This is a genomic window from Clostridium sp. AF02-29 (assembly GCF_934835585.1).
GTDB classification, from domain to species: domain Bacteria; phylum Bacillota; class Clostridia; order Lachnospirales; family Lachnospiraceae; genus Otoolea; species Otoolea fessa.
On the sequence record NZ_CAKVZK010000015.1, the window covers coordinates 5,070 to 21,970 of the forward strand.

The 16,901-nt window shown below is 48.7% G+C and carries 16 protein-coding genes and 1 pseudogene (1 of these 17 only partly in view); 1 reads left to right on the plus strand and 16 read right to left on the minus strand.

Going from position 1 to position 16,901, the window contains the following annotated elements; translation table 11 throughout:
* Together sfsA and PUQ60_RS05495 are read right to left on the minus strand one after the other, a co-directional pair.
* Window positions 1-384: pseudogene (gene sfsA, locus PUQ60_RS05490) on the minus strand (DNA/RNA nuclease SfsA); it reaches 280 nt to the left of the window's first position.
* Window positions 385-689: 305 nt separating this feature from the next.
* The gene (locus tag PUQ60_RS05495) at window positions 690-1,643 is read right to left on the minus strand and encodes an L-lactate dehydrogenase (protein ID WP_273393893.1); all 954 of its coding nucleotides are present in this window, start codon (window positions 1,641-1,643) and stop codon (window positions 690-692) included.
* A gap of 142 nt (window positions 1,644-1,785) precedes the next feature.
* On the opposite strand from PUQ60_RS05495, the gene PUQ60_RS05500 reads away from it, so the two are divergent.
* Complete coding sequence (locus tag PUQ60_RS05500) at window positions 1,786-2,115, plus strand: hypothetical protein (protein ID WP_273393891.1); 330 nt, start codon at window positions 1,786-1,788, stop codon at window positions 2,113-2,115.
* 298 nt (window positions 2,116-2,413) lie between these two features.
* Here PUQ60_RS05500 and PUQ60_RS05505 read toward each other — a convergent pair whose 3' ends face one another.
* The 14 genes from PUQ60_RS05505 to dtd all read right to left on the minus strand — a co-directional run bounded on the left by PUQ60_RS05505 (window position 2,414) and on the right by dtd (window position 16,898).
* Window positions 2,414-2,869: a hypothetical protein gene (locus tag PUQ60_RS05505; protein WP_273393889.1), complete on the minus strand. Its 456-nt coding sequence runs from the start codon at window positions 2,867-2,869 to the stop codon at window positions 2,414-2,416.
* Window positions 2,870-2,984: 115 nt separating this feature from the next.
* A complete protein-coding gene (locus PUQ60_RS05510; protein WP_273393887.1) occupies window positions 2,985-3,326 on the minus strand; it encodes a hypothetical protein in 342 nt (113 codons plus the stop codon).
* Window positions 3,327-3,339: 13 nt separating this feature from the next.
* Window positions 3,340-3,999: a hypothetical protein gene (locus PUQ60_RS05515; RefSeq protein ID WP_273400952.1), complete on the minus strand. Its 660-nt coding sequence runs from the start codon at window positions 3,997-3,999 to the stop codon at window positions 3,340-3,342.
* A 107-nt stretch (window positions 4,000-4,106) separates the two neighbouring features.
* Entirely contained in the window at window positions 4,107-5,780 is a 1,674-nt protein-coding gene (locus tag PUQ60_RS05520; protein ID WP_273400950.1) for an AAA family ATPase, read from the minus strand.
* Window positions 5,781-6,201: 421 nt separating this feature from the next.
* Window positions 6,202-6,816, minus strand: coding sequence for a DUF4125 family protein (locus PUQ60_RS05525; protein ID WP_273380757.1), 615 nt, complete (start codon window positions 6,814-6,816; stop codon window positions 6,202-6,204).
* Between the two features lie 108 nt (window positions 6,817-6,924).
* Window positions 6,925-7,905, minus strand: a complete 981-nt coding sequence (locus PUQ60_RS05530; RefSeq protein ID WP_273380759.1) for a DUF4037 domain-containing protein — start codon at window positions 7,903-7,905, stop codon at window positions 6,925-6,927.
* Window positions 7,906-8,052: 147 nt separating this feature from the next.
* Window positions 8,053-8,943 (minus strand): tetratricopeptide repeat protein, encoded by an 891-nt coding sequence (locus tag PUQ60_RS05535; protein ID WP_022359976.1) that lies wholly within the window; start codon window positions 8,941-8,943, stop codon window positions 8,053-8,055.
* 352 nt (window positions 8,944-9,295) lie between these two features.
* The gene (locus PUQ60_RS05540; protein WP_022359975.1) at window positions 9,296-9,937 is read right to left on the minus strand and encodes a hypothetical protein; all 642 of its coding nucleotides are present in this window, start codon (window positions 9,935-9,937) and stop codon (window positions 9,296-9,298) included.
* 221 nt (window positions 9,938-10,158) lie between these two features.
* Window positions 10,159-12,027, minus strand: coding sequence for a DNA helicase RecQ (recQ, locus tag PUQ60_RS05545; RefSeq protein WP_273380762.1), 1,869 nt, complete (start codon window positions 12,025-12,027; stop codon window positions 10,159-10,161).
* Between the two features lie 192 nt (window positions 12,028-12,219).
* The gene (locus tag PUQ60_RS05550; RefSeq protein ID WP_273400948.1) at window positions 12,220-13,014 is read right to left on the minus strand and encodes an HAD family hydrolase; all 795 of its coding nucleotides are present in this window, start codon (window positions 13,012-13,014) and stop codon (window positions 12,220-12,222) included.
* On the minus strand, window positions 13,001-13,588 hold the full coding sequence (locus PUQ60_RS05555) for a xanthine phosphoribosyltransferase (protein ID WP_022359972.1): 588 nt from the start codon (window positions 13,586-13,588) through the stop codon (window positions 13,001-13,003). The genes PUQ60_RS05550 and PUQ60_RS05555 overlap by 14 nt, the downstream gene beginning before the upstream one ends.
* A gap of 38 nt (window positions 13,589-13,626) precedes the next feature.
* Window positions 13,627-14,763 (minus strand): trigger factor, encoded by a 1,137-nt coding sequence (gene tig, locus PUQ60_RS05560; protein WP_273380766.1) that lies wholly within the window; start codon window positions 14,761-14,763, stop codon window positions 13,627-13,629.
* A 261-nt stretch (window positions 14,764-15,024) separates the two neighbouring features.
* Window positions 15,025-16,419 (minus strand): aminopeptidase, encoded by a 1,395-nt coding sequence (locus PUQ60_RS05565; RefSeq protein ID WP_118471364.1) that lies wholly within the window; start codon window positions 16,417-16,419, stop codon window positions 15,025-15,027.
* 20 nt (window positions 16,420-16,439) lie between these two features.
* Window positions 16,440-16,898: a D-aminoacyl-tRNA deacylase gene (dtd, locus tag PUQ60_RS05570; RefSeq protein ID WP_022359969.1), complete on the minus strand. Its 459-nt coding sequence runs from the start codon at window positions 16,896-16,898 to the stop codon at window positions 16,440-16,442.
* Window positions 16,899-16,901 lie beyond the last annotated feature (3 nt).

Below are 16,901 nucleotides of genomic sequence, written 5' to 3' on the forward strand. Positions count from 1 at the left end.
GACTTCCATTAGATATTTTTGCTTTCCTTTTTCCATATAGAAATCCATCCGGCTATTTCCAAAGGTATACTCTGGTTTAATATAATCATACCCCTGTGTCATCAGCCATTCTTTTACCACTTTATTCGGTGCCTGAGAATCAATGTTAACCCATATCTTATTCTTCTTAACTGCAATCAAATCATAGCGAGTCTTTCGATTTGGATTCTTTTCTATGCAATCTTCCAAAATCACTTCCGCCCCCCGCAGCAGTAATTCACGACAACGGCCCGTATTCTTTACATGAACCGATTCTACCTCTTCCGAGCCATCAATCTTTACCCGCGCAATAAAACGATTGGGACGTTCTATGAAAATTGCTTTCACTATCTTATCATATTTCATGTGACGTTTCCTATTATATGTACTGAAACATTCATTTTACACGATTGGATTCACTGGCAACGTCCTGTGCTTTGCAGTATAATAATCACAATCAATTCGAATAAAACTAAAAGCGGAGGCATCGCTTCCATGTTTGTCGGAACCTTTGCTACGATTGCCTGGGAAGTTATGGGACATCCGTTCGGTCTGGCAACCATCCTGGTTGCAGTTCCGGGTTCATTCCTTACCCTGATCGTTGTCTCCTTACTGACCCAGAAAGAAAATCAGATGGGCTGCCGTGCCAATGTACGGCAGCCCATCTGGCATCATTCTATCAGCCCTTTCGCTACCTCTTTCAGTTTCTTAGCCGACTCCACCAGCTTCTCCGCCTCTTCCTCACTCAATGCAATCGGTACATGCGTCTCCACACCCCCGATTCCCACGATCGCCGGCATACTCAGCGTGATATCTTCGATGCCGTACTCCCCGTGCATCATCGCAGACACCGGCAGAATCGAGCGCTCATTGCGGACGATACACTCGCAGATACGTTTTACCGACATCGCAATTCCGTAATACGTCGCCTGTTTTTTCGAAATAATCTCGTAAGCACTGTTTTTGACCTTCTCCGCGATCGCGTCCATCGCCGCATCGTGGTTAAAATGCCCGCGCATCTCGCAGAACTCGTTCAGCGGAATGCCCGATACATTCGTACTGCTCCACGCCGCGATCTCGCTGTCCCCGTGCTCGCCGATAATAAAAGAATGCACACTCCGGCTGTCCACGCCCAGGTGTTCGCCCAGCGCGTATTTGAGCCGCGCCGTGTCAAGCACCGTCCCCGAACCAAGCACCCGTTTCTCCGGCAGCCCACTCAGTTTCAATGCCACATACGTCAAAATATCCACCGGATTCGATACGATCAGCAGAATCCCGCCAAAATCGCGTTTTACAATCTCCGGGATGATACTCTGATAAATTGCCGTATTCTTCTGCACCAGGTCAAGCCGCGTCTCCCCCGGCTTCTGGTTCGCCCCCGCCGTGATAATGATGATCGCCGCGTCCGCCGCGTCGTCATACGTGCCCGCGTAGATCTTCATCTGCCCTGCAAACGGAATCCCGTGCGCGATATCCTTCGCCTCGCCGTCCGCCTTTTCCATATTCACATCTAACAGAACCAGCTCGGAAAATAACCGGCTCTGCATCAGTGTAAATGCCGTTGCTGAACCCACAAATCCGCACCCGATGACTGCCGCTTTTCTTGGATTTACCTCTCTGCTCATACGCTCATTTCTCCTTTTTTCTCCGGCTTATACTACATGTCCATGTTTCTAGCATCCGCTCTCTGCATATGGACAAGCATACCTCTAGCCTCTCCTGCCATTCATATGTATTGTGCCGCTTACAAGAAGGAGTATACATGCTTTGGGACGTTTTTTCAATTGTTTAAACAACGGAAATAGAAACTACCACACTTTCTGTTCATCCGATGACAATGTGATCTACCAGCAAAGAGGAGCTTCCATCATGTATTTTTCTGTACAGTCCCGCTGCTTCGATCCTGCCGCAATCTATTTATGGTCCGCAAAAAGGCGCTTCCAGGGAAGATATCGTAAACATGGATCGCTGGATGCAGGCATCCGCCCGGAAGAATCTGAGCGATACGGTGGAACAGGTGATGCGGGTGGTTCGGCGGTTTTCGTAAAAATTGGAAACAAAGAATGTGCTGATAATCGAGTAGGAGGGAGTGATTAGCTCCCGTCCTCTCACACCACTTATCCCGACTTTATGATTATCCGGAATTCTGGCAGAATACTCCGTTTTTCTGTGAAAATATATCAAAAAAGTCGGGATAATCTTTTACATCAAACCATAAAGCTTCTTAAGTGTTTCTTCTGTGAAATATGTAAATTTATTTTCCATTTATTATATGTTGTGTAAATCGTGTTTTTGGTGAAATTCATACGTACCTTTCTTTATCTCGTGAAAATCCGGTGTTTTTCTATCAGCATAAAAAAGCAGCAGGATTTTCTCCTGCCGCTTTAAAATCTATTTATTTTTTCGTGTGCTTATAAGAGTTTTCTGCGCTCCATACCGTACAAACGCCGAAATCATTATGGCTTACAATGTTGGATCCGATGCCACCCTGTTCTCTATCCATTCCAGAAACATGGTTATATACGAGTTTTCCAAACGGATATGCTGTCATTGACCAACAATGACCGATGCCGATTTCCCAATCGTTATATTTACTTAAATCCACATGATTTTTATCCGGAACATCGATGCTGCTTGCAATGTATATGCATTCTTCACAGTGCGTTACTTCACGTCCGTCAATTTCGAGTACGCCCCGCTTATTTACATAATATCCATCCGGGGTCACGGTATCTGCAAGAAGATAGCCTTCATCATTCAGCGCAATCGCCTCTACATCTGTGTTATCATAGCCTAAAAAGTACCAACCACCATGCACACGGGTCCAACGAGAGCCAACGACATCCTTCATGTAAATGTTGGTGACACCATTGTTCCACTCCGGCCTTGAAGTGTCGATTTTTCCGAAATACTGTGTATCTGTTCTTCCACGATACAGGTAATCCAGAATTTCCTTCGATGATGGTCTATTGACCTGCAGCCTGTGCTACCGCAGCACCTATGGTCTGTACGACACCATTTATGGTCCACTGACCATCGGCATTTACATCATATCCATCCGGGGTCTTCCCATTTGTTACGATGTATCCGTTCGGAGCGAAATAGTAGCACTCTGAAATTCCATCCTTGTTTCCATCGATCCACTGCCAGCCATCGTGATACCAGGTTGTTCCTGTGGCATTTGTTCCATACCACCATCCTGTTTCATTCTTCTGCCATCCGACCGGGTTATCCGCAAACACCGGAACAACCATGATGAGTGATAATGTAAGCGCAGATAACGCGATTAACTTCTTTCGTAACTTCATCGTTTTCTTCTTTTTACTGCTTTTTTACGTTCTCATAGCCATTCTCAGTCTCTACGACCATTACACCAGGTGCTGAGAAATAAATATATGAATCACTACTGATGGCGGTTCTATTCGAACTTGTGCATTTAAACACGATGTAGCCCATCTCATTCACACCTGCATAATGGTACGTATCTGTGACTCCGCCAAATCCAGGAAGCCACTCGGTATCTGTCAGCGTCTTGGTTGCCGGGTCATACACGATCTTCATGGAAAACGAGTAAGTGCCAATATTGTATGCATAGGTTCCACTATAGACATCGGTTGCCGGAGCCTGTGAATTTGTGACCGTGTCGTTTGACGTATTTGCCGTCACGGGTTCTGTGCTTACGTTCTTCGTCTTTACTGCTCCTCCTTCCGTCCATGCCCCATCACCGTTTACTACATATCCATCCGGGGTCGTGGTATTTGAAAGCATATAGCCGCTGCCATCAAAGTAATAGCATTCTGCAATGCCATCCTTATTGCCATCGATCCACTGCCACTGTGACTTCGGGTAAGCGCCATTATCCTCTTGCCACCACCAGCCTTTTGAATTCTGCTGCCACTGACCAGCGAGTGCAGTCGTTGCTGTGCCCATCATCATGGCTACAATCATTGCAGATGCGATTAGTTTCTTTCTTATCTTCATATTCATCTCTCCTTTTTTTGAGTATTTTGTTTTTCTTACTTATTATCTTACAAACGGATAATGGTTTAAAGGGTGATCTGTTTTTAGGATACGTATTTTTAAAGAAATTAACCTTTTTCCTTTACCATGCAGCGTTTCTTGAAAAACGAGATACCGTAGCAGAAAATCTGATCGTAGTCATCCTCATATTCCTTTGCATACATCCGATCATCGATCTGCTGCAAAGCCGTATCGCAATCCTTCTCCAGGTTTCCCAGGGTCTTTGTGTACTTCGCTTCGAAGATCGCAACGCGCGCATTGATGGGATCATAAACGACCACATCGCTTCGCCCTTCTCCATGCTCCTTATTGGAGTCCACCATATATCCAGCGCCTGTAAAAATGCCCGCGAGAAATGCGTGGTAGAAGTCCTCCCGATAGTCATGATAACTGATGGTGCGCCGGAGCAGGGCATTCATCTCCCTGTTAATACCTTCACTGTCACCACTAAAGACGGCATCAAACAGCGCATTTCGATTCCACTTCTTCGCGCTGTCATCAAACCATTTGATGACCGTTGTTTCGAAAATCTCGTTAATTTCTGCATTCGGAATCATGAGGGCTACCATACCGTCTGGAACTTCACCCATATAATCCTCTTCCCGCGCCCGTGTTAAGTATCCCGTCAGATACAATGTGCTCCAGAGGTTATCTTCTGATGAATGGAGATAATCATAGGTCAGGTTTTCATCCACACGCTGGACGATGCAGCCGCCCGCCATCAGTGTCTCCAGCTTCTTTGTGATCGTACTGCCCGCATAATCGATAAAGGAACGGATAATGGCATTGTCACTTGTGTTTTTCCAGTAGCTGATCGGCTTTGCCTTCGGATTATGCTGAAGCTCCAGCATATAATTCATGACATCCCACGGACAGTAGACATCAAAATCTCCGAAATGGTAGCCATCATACCATTTCTTCATGTTCTCTGCCTGTTCTGTCATGTCAGCAGCTTTCAGCAGTTCATCAACCTCGCTCTGTACGAAGCCGAAATACTCGTTGAGACGAGAATTTGTGATCGTATCCGATACGAAATTATTGGTTCCCGTAAAGATGCTCTCTTTCGCGATCTTTAAGCAGCCTGTCACGACAGCAAAACGAAGTGCCGGATTGTCTTTCAGAGCCTGCATCAATCCCTTCATAACATCGAGCATTTCATTATAGTAACCGTTGTTGTTCGCTTTCGCGACAGGAACATCGTACTCATCTATAAGAAGAATGATAGGCTTTCCATAATGCCGCTGCATCATCCTGGTAAGCAACATTAAGCTTCCTTTCATGTCCTTCATGGAAGCCTGTCCCCATTCCAGCTGTTTCGCGATCTCCTTATCACTGGTGCCGATACTGTCGCTGTCCAGCAGATAGTGATGCTCTTTATATAGTTCTGAGATAACCCATGTGAGCATGTCGTACGCTCCGGTGAAGTTAAGACCATCTACCTGTCGAAACGAAACAAAAATCGTCGGATACTGGTTCATCCACGCATCGCACAGCGCCTGGTTTTCCGAAATCTCTAGCCCTTCAAATAACGCTCTGCTGTCCTTTCGGATATCGAAAAAGCTTTCCAGCATACTCATGCCGAGCGTCTTTCCAAAGCGCCGAGGACGGGTAATCAGTGTCACTTTTGTTCCTGTTCTACTGAGCAGCTCTCTGACCAGCTCCGATTTATCGATGTAGTAATACCCGTTTTTACGAATTTCTTCAAAGTCTGAAACCCCAACAGGAATATTCATTTTTTTCATTTCTGCTGCTCCTTTCGTCTCAATACCTCACAGTTTTTCACAGATTGCACAGCACCGTTTCTTACAGAAGGCGATGCACCCGCACCTGCCTGTTGTTAACTTCTGCACAGTAATCCGCTCCGAGGAGCAAAGAGCTTTACACAGAAGCTGCATCCGCAGGCAATGGAAATCCCGCTCTGAGAAGTTTCTTTCTGAAAGAAAGAAAATCCAATGCCATCGAAAAATTCAAATGTATGAGCTTGGGAAGCACCGTGCCGACGTAAGTCGTCCGGTGAGGCATCACAATCCAGAAGCAGTTTCCGTGCTTCTTATATGGGCACTTTGTTGCCTTATCGTAAATGCAACGGTTGTATATAGCTATTATACATTCACTTTTTCGAAATCATTGCCATAAATTTTCGAATATGCATCCTTCTAATTTTTATTTAGAGAGCGCCTTCTCCGCCGCATCCAGCCCCTCATATCCATATGCCTTCACTTCCGCCTCCATCGTCAGAAGTGCCAGACTCTTTCCTTTCTTTTTCAGTTCATTGATAAACTGCCAGTACGTATGCAGAGTGCTGTCCGAGTAAGTCCGCAGTTCTCCAAGCAGGTACGTCTGGAAGGAAGTATCATACGGCGTATCTTCAGAACTGTAGAGAAGCCGGTTTCCAGACGCCAGCACCGGATATTTCGCCTGGTACTCTTCCATCCAGGCAAGCTGCTGTTTCACGATCGCATCACTCCACTGTTCGCCCGCCAGCGTCGGATCAATCAGAAAATGATGCAGTTTCTTAAACTGCTCCGGTGCGGTGCTCGCCATCATCCACGCATATTTCTCCATTACCAGATTGCGCCCCTGCTCATGGGCGCGGTCCATATCCGCCTGCACGCAGTCGATGAGTTCCTCTGTCCACGGTGCAAAATGGCTTCGTCGCATGATAAAAAATGTCTCCGGATCGTCCTGACAAGAAGCACGTCCGCCCTCGTTATTGACTTTCTGAAAATCTTCCCACTCCATCTGAATCAGTTTCTCTATTTTCTCCTGTTTCGTCATACGCTGTCCTCCCTTTTGCTTGCCAGATCCCTTCCAAATCAATTTCCTGCATCTTTTCTTTCAGTTACAGTCCATGCGCGTTCCCATTTTGATCTGTCTATCCGCGGCTTATCCTTCCATCACATGACATTTTTTCAGCTCCGGATCCTGAATCCGTTTCATGATCTCCCACGTATGCGCTTCCAGAAATGCATCCCGGCTGTCAGTCAGTCCCTGTTTTCGCAGTTCCCCCACTACCGCCTGACAGATTTCCTCGATCCGACCCACACGCGGATCTAACTGGTTTACATAAGGATTCCATCCCGGGGGAAACGGCGGCTTCCACATCTCGCTCGTATCTCCCATCACCGAAAGCTCCCGGATTTTTTCCGCCACCTCCGGCAGAATCTGAAAGTTTTCCATTCCCCGGAACATCCACTTATAGTAAGGCATATACGTCCGGTTTAGTAAATAGACCATCGAAATCGCCTGCCGCACAAATTCATCGAGCGCCAGCATCGCCGCAACCGTATCGCCCCGCCGCATACAGCGGCCATAATTATACTGTCCCGACTGCGCCATTTTCGCTGCCCGCGCCGCGATCTTCTTGATCCGGACATCCTCCGGATAATACTTCCGGAGCGCCTCGCGGATCGCAGAAAATTCTCCCAGTCCATCCTCAAATACTGCCCCGCCCACGACTGCCGCCAGCTTATCTTCCGGCAGATGCAGCCAGCGCATCAGGCTCTTTGGCGGCTGTTCCATCCCGATAAAACGGCTGTAAAATGCCTCTATCTCAAACACACCGACACGTCCGCCGCCCCGCGCACTTGTGAGGCGTGCCGGAACACCTGCAAACTCCCCTGGCAAACGGTCATAGGCATCCTGAAGCGCATTTCCGTACTGGTTATAATCTTTCGCCGAAAACCACAGACAGAACCCCGCCCCGAAATCGTGATCCTGCGATATCGCATCGTCAAATCCCAGACATTCCGAACCTTCGCCCACCAGTCCCGCCGCCAACCGCGGCAGAAGCTCTGGAAAATCCCGCTCCAGCATCGGACGCCCAACTTCTTCATAGTATCGTTTTGCCAGTTCTAGTCCCTGCATCTGATTCCCCTACCTGATTTTATGGTTTTTTCTATTTCTACGTTTTCTCTATTTTCAGTATCTTTTTTTCATGCGTGTTTCTTGCACGCTTTTTATCAAATCTTCCATCTGAAAACTTTTCAAAAAACGCTTTTTTCTTGTCCTGTCTCAGAATTTCGCATCCTTGAACTGACAGCTCGCACAGTGGCTCGGGTTTCCGCCCTTGTCTTCCTTCTTGTCTGCAGCTCCGGTAATGCCTTTTTCTTCCTTTTCTTTTTTGATCATCTCCAGATTCTGGCGGATCACCGCGCACGCATCGCTCTCGCCAAACCGGGACTGCGTTACCATCAGCGCTTTTTCCAGCAGCCCGATCGCCTGATCATAATTGCCGCGCCGCCATGCCAGCTCCCCGGCTGCTGCCAGCGCCGAACCAAAGTGTCCCGACTGCACGCCCTCCGGGGACGCATAAAAGGTCAGGCTTTCCTTTAACTCCTCGTCTGCCTCATCCAGCCGTCCCAGCGCCATCAAGGATAGCGCCCGGTTGACATGGGTCGTTGCCACCTCCGCCTCGCTGTTCTCCATCTTTTTAATCAGTTCCAGCGCCTTATCCAGCGATTCCAGCGCCTTTTCATGTTCCTCCTGTTCCTGATAAATCTGACTGATATTATTGTAGAGACTTGCCATCTCATAGCCATCCGTTTTTCCAAGATTCTTAAAAATCGCTTCCGCCTCCCGGTACTGGGAAAGCGCTTTCTCCACATCTCCTGCCATCCGGCGCGCGGTTGCCGCATTTAAAAGTGTCGTTCCATGGTGGATCGAACCATCCAGTCCCATCCCCGCAATCAGGGACAGCGCCATATCCGCCATATCGACTGCCTGTGCAACCCGTCCGGTATTCCGGTAGAGTCCTTCCATCTCATTGCACATCATCAGGCAGAGGCTTTTGTTCCCTGAATCCAGCCCTTCCTTCATCCAGCCCATCATTTTCTCTTCCGCTTCGTCCAGTTTTCCCTGTGCATAAAGGCGATCCAGTTCCTGAAACATCTGCTGTGTATCCATTGCATTCTCCTTCTTTCTCCAAAAACTTCTTTAAACGATTACACTATATCTGAAAAGAATGTACCTTTTTGTGTAATAGGGGATTCCAATGAATTTCCTAGTACACAAAAAAGATACCGCAAAACCTCCCATCCCTCTGCTCCCCATCTTCTTATTTCTGACAGGTCAGTGCACGGATTCTGTGGTTTTGCGGTATCCACTATCTGTTCTCAAACCTTGTAAAATCTATCTCTTTCTCAATAATGCTTTCTATGCTGCCATGCAGCACCCGCATTCGGATCGCGTTTCATTTCAACGATCCGGCTTTTACAAATCCTGTATTCATCAAACGAAGCAGCTTCCGATCGCCGCATCACCCCATCGGCGAATATCCAAACGTATTTACCAGCGCATCAATCTTCTTTCCTGCCTTGCAGAGCGGGCAGTCACGGTAATCTGAATACGTATAATCCGGTAAATCCTTCTTGCCAAAGACTGACTTGATCGGCACACCATCCAGCGAATCCATCGCACTGAAAATCGCCGATGCGCCCTGTAAGATACCACCGTAATACTGGATGCTCTCAACTGCCTTATTTAAGGTGCGTCCCGTCGTCACGGATGCCATCAGGATCATCACGTGTTTATCGCGGATCATCGGAATCAGGTTGTCACGGAAAATGATCTGGCTGTTGTTGTTGAACTCCGGGCTGATTACATAGATAGATTTGTGCGCGTTCGTCGAGAGAAAACCGCCCTTTGCCAGCTCCTCCGCCAGAAAAGCACCGATAACTTCCGTGCCCTCCATGCAGACAATCGTGTCGATCACGGTGTCATACAGATACATGCCAACCAGCGCCTGTGCAACTTCCTCCGCCTCTTTCGTTCTCGCTTTCAAGGTCGTCACATCAATGTAATAATTGATATGTGCATGGTTTGTTGCGAAATGTCCTGGACGAATCTTTAACGGTACTGTTGCTCCAGTTGTGTAGATCTTTGTATAACTTTTCTCCATAAAAACGCCCCCTTCTCCATCTAAATAGGTGTTCATAAATGTTTGAAACTGCTTCTAAAAGTTCCATTTTCACAGTCACTTCCATCCATGGATTGATACCCTTATTATACTAGAAAATGTGGCGTTTAACAAGATAAAATCTGTCATCATATGTGTATTTTTTTATTTTTCTGTCTTTTCTCCAGGCATTTTTCACTCACGAACAGAACACACACCCGATACTAAGACTCTAAGAACTTCCGCACGCACTCCAGAAACCGTTCTCCATATTTTTCAAACTTATACGCGCCCACGCCGGACACCTCCAGCATCTCCGCTTCCGTGACCGGTTTTAAAATACACATATGCGTCAGCGTCTTATCAGAAAATACGATATACGGCGGCACTTTTTCCTCGGATGCGATCTCGCGGCGCAGCGCGCGGAGTGCCTCGAAGAGCGTCTCTTCCTTCTCCGTAAATTCGGCTGCCCCGGCTGGAAGCTTCGCGCCCCGGCGGCTCTTTTTGCTGCTTCCAGCTGCCTGTTTCTCCCGCTCCTTCGCCATCTTCATCTCGATTGGCTCCGGTGCTTCCAGGAAAGCAGCACCTTTTTCCGTCAATTTGACAATCGAATACTCATCCGCCGTGACAAACAGATACTCCTCCACCTGGAGGAAGTTAAACATCTGGCGCAGATGCACGACGCTCTCCTTCGCCAGCTCCCCATAATGCGGATTCTCATCCATCCGGTAATTGCGGATCTTTACCGTATTCGCCCCGTGAACCGTGTCGAGAATCACCGTTGTTCCATAGCGCTGTCCGCACGACTGCACACAGCCTAAGAGACTCTCTGCCGCCGCCTGAATGTCGATCGTGTCAAATTGCGTCATACAATTCGAACAGTTTCCGCAGTAATTACTTCCATATTCGCCGAAATACCGCAGGATATAATCACGCAGGCACTCATTCGTAAAACAATAAAACGTCATCTTTTTCAGGCGTTCCCGGTCACGTTCCAGCACCACCTGCCGCGTATAGTCATCAAGCTCCTGATTGTCCTGGTTCCGCTCAATAAAGAGCTGGTTCGTCACCACATCCCGCCCGCTATAATACAGGATGCACTCCGCCGGTTCGCCGTCACGCCCGGCACGTCCTGCCTCCTGATAGTAGGCTTCCAGGTTCTTCGGCATCCCGCAGTGCAGGACAAACCGTACATCCGACCGGTCGATTCCCATGCCGAACGCATTGGTCGCCACCATCACCGGAACCCGGTCATAGATAAAATCATCCTGATTCTTCTGCCGCTCCGCATCGGAAAGTCCCGCATGGTAACGCGTCACTGAAAATCCATCCCGGATCAGCTTCTCACAGATCTCCTCAACATTCCTGCGGGTCAGACAGTAAATTATCCCTCCCTGCCCCGGGTGCACCTCCAGATATGCCCGGATTGCCGCATAGCGGTCCTTCGGCGTCTCCACTGCAAAATACAAGTTTTTCCGGTCAAATCCCGTCGTCAGCATCACCGGATTCTGTAACTGCAAAATGTCGATGATATCGTCCCGGACCTCCTTGGTCGCGGTCGCCGTAAAAGCACTGACCACCGGACGCCTCGGCAGCTTCTCGATAAAATCAACAATCTTCAAATAACTCGGTCTGAAATCCTGTCCCCACTGGGAAATGCAGTGCGCCTCATCGATCGCCAGCATCGCAATATCCACGTGCATCGCAAAATCAAGAAATGCCTCCGTCATCAGACGCTCCGGCGCCACGTAAATGATTGGATAACGCCCCTCGCGCGCATACCCAAGCGCCTTATAATACTGTGCCGTCGTCAACGAACTGTTCAGATACGCCGCGTGGACGCCCGCCTGATTGAGTGCCGTGACTTGATCCTTCATCAGAGAAATCAGCGGTGACACCACCAGCGTGATTCCCGGAAGAATCAATGCCGGAACCTGATAACACAGTGATTTTCCGCTGCCCGTCGGCATGATTCCCAGCACATCACGCCCATCAAGAATCCCGTCAATCAGTATTTCCTGTCCTTCGCGGAAGCTGTCATATCCGAAATACCGCTTGAGAACTTCATATTTTTCCGATTTCTCATAATTCATATATCTTTATCCAACGCCCTTTCATTCTAGTTCTGTCTCAACTATCCACAATCTTGAGCATTTCAAGTCTCAGACATCCACCAGGTCAATCTTTCCTGAAACTTCTCTCCACAGGATGTTTCTCTGAACTCCACACATCCACACAAATTTCACTCTTTATACATATATATCAAACACCAAACCATTGCTTCCTTACAAAAAACCCAGCTCTTCCATCGCTCGGTAAATCCCATCTTCCTCCACGGTCTTCGCCGTAAACGTCGCATACGGCTCCAGCCCGGCATCGTGTTTTCCCATGACAACCGCATTCGGCACATACTGGAACATCGACAGATCGTTCATGCTGTCTCCAAAGACCCACGCGTCCTCCAGCGCGATCCCATATTGCTTCAAAATCCACTCGATCGCACTCGCCTTAGAATGCCCCATCGGCACACACTCATAGAAGCCGCCGCCCCGGTCAATCACCTCGAAATCCCGAAGTGTCTCAAAAAATCCCGCCGGATCACTGTCTGCTCCGACTGCCACGCAAAATTTACTGATCGAAAAGGACGGATCCGACCAGTTCTTCGCCGAAACCGAGCCGCTCTGGTCGAGAATCGAGCGGATCGCCCGCATCGTTTCGGTCTGCACCCCATCTGGCCGGAAAAAGCAGGCGTCCACGCCCTCCATCACTGTATCCATCCGGAACCGCAGAATATCCTCTTTCAGCTTCTCCGCCCGTTCCGGCGAAATTCTCTGGTCATAGAGTGTCTTTCCATCCACGGAAATATAGGTACCACAGCCGCAGAGCAGCCCGTTTACCGGCGCTTCCTCCCGGATTTTGGACGTCTGGCACCAGGTTCGCCCCGTATTAATAAAGGTCAAATTTCCCTTTTCCATTGTTTTTTTTAAGGCAAGCACCGCGCTTTGCGGTACCTGCCTTAATTTTTCACTAAACAATGTTCCATCAATATCAAAAAACAATGCTTTTTTATTTATCTTCATTTCTGAATACGATCTCCCCGGTCTCTGCATTCATGCTGTCTACGATCGCCAGTGACTCAACGCGGATGCCCTTATCACGGATGCGTTTGCCGCCGTCCTGAAAACCTTTTTCAATGACAATGCCCGCACCAACTAATTCTGCTCCCGAATCCTGAATCAAAGTGGTCAGACCGTCTAATGCCTTGCCCTTTGCCAGAAAATCATCGATAACCAGAACCTTATCGCCTTTTCCAAGGAACTCCTTGGACACAATAATATCATATACAGTGCCATGGGTAAACGATTCAACCTTCGTTGTATACACTTCTCCGGCAATATTTTTCGTCTTTGTTTTCTTGGCAAATACAACCGGAACATCAAAATATTCGGCTACGATACAGGCAATACCAATACCCGACGCCTCGATCGTCAGGATCTTGTTGATCTCCTCACCCTCAAAACGGCGTTTAAACTCCTTGCCGATCTCCTGGAACAGATGAATATCCATCTGGTGATTCAGGAAACGATCCACTTTCAATACATTTCCTGCTCTTACGATTCCATCTTTACGGATTCTGTCGTATAAAATCTGCATATGTCTATCCCCTTATCTGTATTTTTATGAGACGCTTTCTACTTCGCCTCGTCCTCGGCTGCTTCTGTATTCAGCGCCGCATTGTTCTCCTCAGTGCTGACGGTGATCTTGGCATTTTCTACCAGAAAATCAAGTGTCTTCTGCATCAGTGCCGTATCGTCCACCATCTTCTGATCGATGTTATCGTTCTGAAGCATCGTCTCCAGGCTCTCGTAGCCGTAGCGTTTCGCCAGTGCTTCCTTGTCCGAATCGTCGATCGTGATATTTTCCTGCTTCGCAATCTCATTTAAAACGAGGGACTGTTTCGCCATTTCCTTGGCTTCCTGGCGGATCTCCTGCCGGAAGCTGTCCTCGTCGCTTCCAATCATGCCCGCATAGGTCGCCAGGTCGACGCCGTAGGAGGAAAGCATGTTGGTGTATGCCTTTAACTGTGTATCATATGCCTCGTCGATCGATGCAGTCGAGCATACAACTTCTGAATTGTCCACAACCGCATTCAGAATATCCGTATCTCTCTGATTGTCAATCGAGAGCTGTTTCTGCTCTAAGAGGTTCTCACGGGTGGATTCACGGTATTTCTCCACGGTTCCATCATCCGGTGATACGGAAGCAACAAACTCATCCGTCAGTTCCGGAACGGAGCGTTCCTTGACCGCATTGACCGTTACCTCAAATACAACCGCCTTACCTGCCAGATCCGGGTTGTTCGGATACGAATCCGGGAATGTCAGGTTTAAGTCTTTCTGATCGCCCTTCACAGCGCCGACCAGCCCATCCTCGAATCCATCGATAAAGCTGCCGGATCCCAGTGTCAGGTCATAGCCCTCGGCGGTACCGCCCTCAAATGCCTCACCGTCTAAAAGTCCCTTATAGTCAATGTTGACCTGATCGCCCGTCTGGGCTGCCCGATCTACCTCGCGGTACTCGGCCTTTGAATTCAACACCTGCTGAATCTGGTTTTCTACTTCCTCGTCCGTCACGGATGCCTCGGTCACGGTCACAGCGATGCCTTTGTACTCGCCCAGCTTCACGCTGCTCTCTGCGACATACTCCTCTGTCTCTGCAGCCGTGCTCTCTGCTGCGGTCGTCTCAGTCCCTGTCTTTTTTCCGCATCCAGATGCCGCTGCTGCTACCGCAACCGCCAGACAGATGCCTGCTATTTTCCATCTCTTCATTTAGTCGTCCTCTATCTCTCAATTTCCTGCCTGCGCCATCCGGCACCTGGCTTTCAAACGCACATATGATATATCTGCACGTATGTCTTACCAATCATCATACCACAAACCAGCCTGTCGCAAAAGCGATTTTTCAATATTTTACATTTTCTATCTTGTTACTGTACACGCATACGTGTCCAGTAACGGAATTTACTATTACAAAAAATTCCGCCAGAAAAAAACGTTTTGTCTTTCCTGACGGAATTTTCTGGCTATTTTTTAGCTGCAAAATGCTGCAAATGCCAGATATGTGTTATAGATATCCAGTTTCGATGCCAGCTCAAATGGGGCATGCATGGATAAAATCGGAACTCCCATATCCACAACGTCTACATCCATGCCAGCCACAAACAGGGCAACCGTGCCGCCGCCGCCGACGTCTACTGCGCCCAGCTCGCCGATCTGCCAGTATACGCCTGCCTCATCCATGATCTGGATCACTTTCGCCATCGTCTCCGCGCTCGCGTCGTTGCTGCCGGATTTGCCACGCGCACCCGTATATTTCGTCAAAACGACACCCTTATTCAGATAGCAGGAGTTTTTTTCTTCAAATACACTCGCAAACGTCGGGTCATACGCCGCATTGACATCCGCCGACAGGCACAGAGAATGCTTCAGCACTTTGCGGACATCCACATTTCCTGCCTTGCACAGTCCCTCGATATAATGCAGGGTAAAATCGGAATTTAAGCCGGTATTTCCAACGGAACCGATCTCCTCTTTATCTGCCAGAATCGTAACCGTCGTATATTCCGGGGACTTGGCTTTCATCTCTGCGGTCAGTGCCGTGTACGCGCACACCTTGTCATCCTGTCCGTAAGCGCCGACCAGGCTGCGGTCCAGACCGACATCCGTTGCTTTTACTGCCGGCACAAATTCGATCTCTGCACGCAGGAAATCCTTCTCCGTCATGCCGAAGCGCTCATTTAAGATCGACAGCGCCAGCAGCTTGACCGGCTCCTTGATCGAGTCTTCTTCCTCGCACGGGTACGGCAGGGATCCAACAATGATATTTAATTCTTCGCCCTTGATGCCATCTTTCAGTTTCCGCTCATTCTGCTGTGCGGCAAGATGCGGAAGCAGATCGGTCACGCAGAAGACTGGATCGCCCTCTTTTTCGCCGATGCAAATATCCACCGAGGTGCCGTCCTTTAAAATCACAACGCCGTGCATCGCCAGCGGGATCGTCGCCCACTGGTATTTGCGGATGCCGCCGTAATAATGGGTCTTGAAATATGCCGCCTCTGCCTTCTCATACAGCGGGTTCGGTTTCAGATCCAGGCGCGGAGAATCGATGTGAGCCACGTTAATGCGGACGCCGTCCTCCAGCGGACGTTTTCCGAACGTGCTCATCAGAAGCGCTTTCTTGCGGTTGATCTGGTATACCTTGTCGCCCGGCTGATAGATTTTTCCTTCTTCGAACTCCTCATAACCAGCCTCTTTCAGGCGGAGCACCGCCTCGCGCACAAATTCGCGCTCGGTCTTTGCCGCATTTAAAAACTCCTTATATCCCTCGCAATATGCAAATGCCTTTTCCTCCTGCTCCGGGGCTTTCTTTCCAATATTAGGAAATTCCCAGATCAGTTTTTCTCTCTGTTCTTTCGCTACTGACATATCCTTCCTCCTTTTGCGAATCATTTCTTTTTCACTATCGTATCACTATCCAGCAGAATCGTAAATGGTCCATCGTTTAAAAGCTCAACCTTCATATCTGCCCCAAAAATACCGTGCTCGACCTTCCGCACCTGTCCGGCGCAGCGCGCCAGCGCGTGTTCGTAGAGATGGTTCGCCAGTTCTGGATTTCCCGCACCCGTAAAGCCCGGGCGGTTTCCGTGGCTGCAGTCCGCGTACAAAGTAAACTGGCTGATCAGCAGGATCTCGCCATCCACATCCGCCAGCGAACAGTTCGTCTTGCCGTTCTCATCCTCAAAAATACGCAGCTTGCACATTTTATCCACCATTTTGTCGGTGATTTCCTCCGTGTCGGTGTCGCTGACGCCCATCAGCACCATATATCCACGACCGATCGAGCCGATCAGCTCGCCGTCTACCTTTACACTCGCGTGTTTGACTCTCTGTAGTACAAATCTCATGTT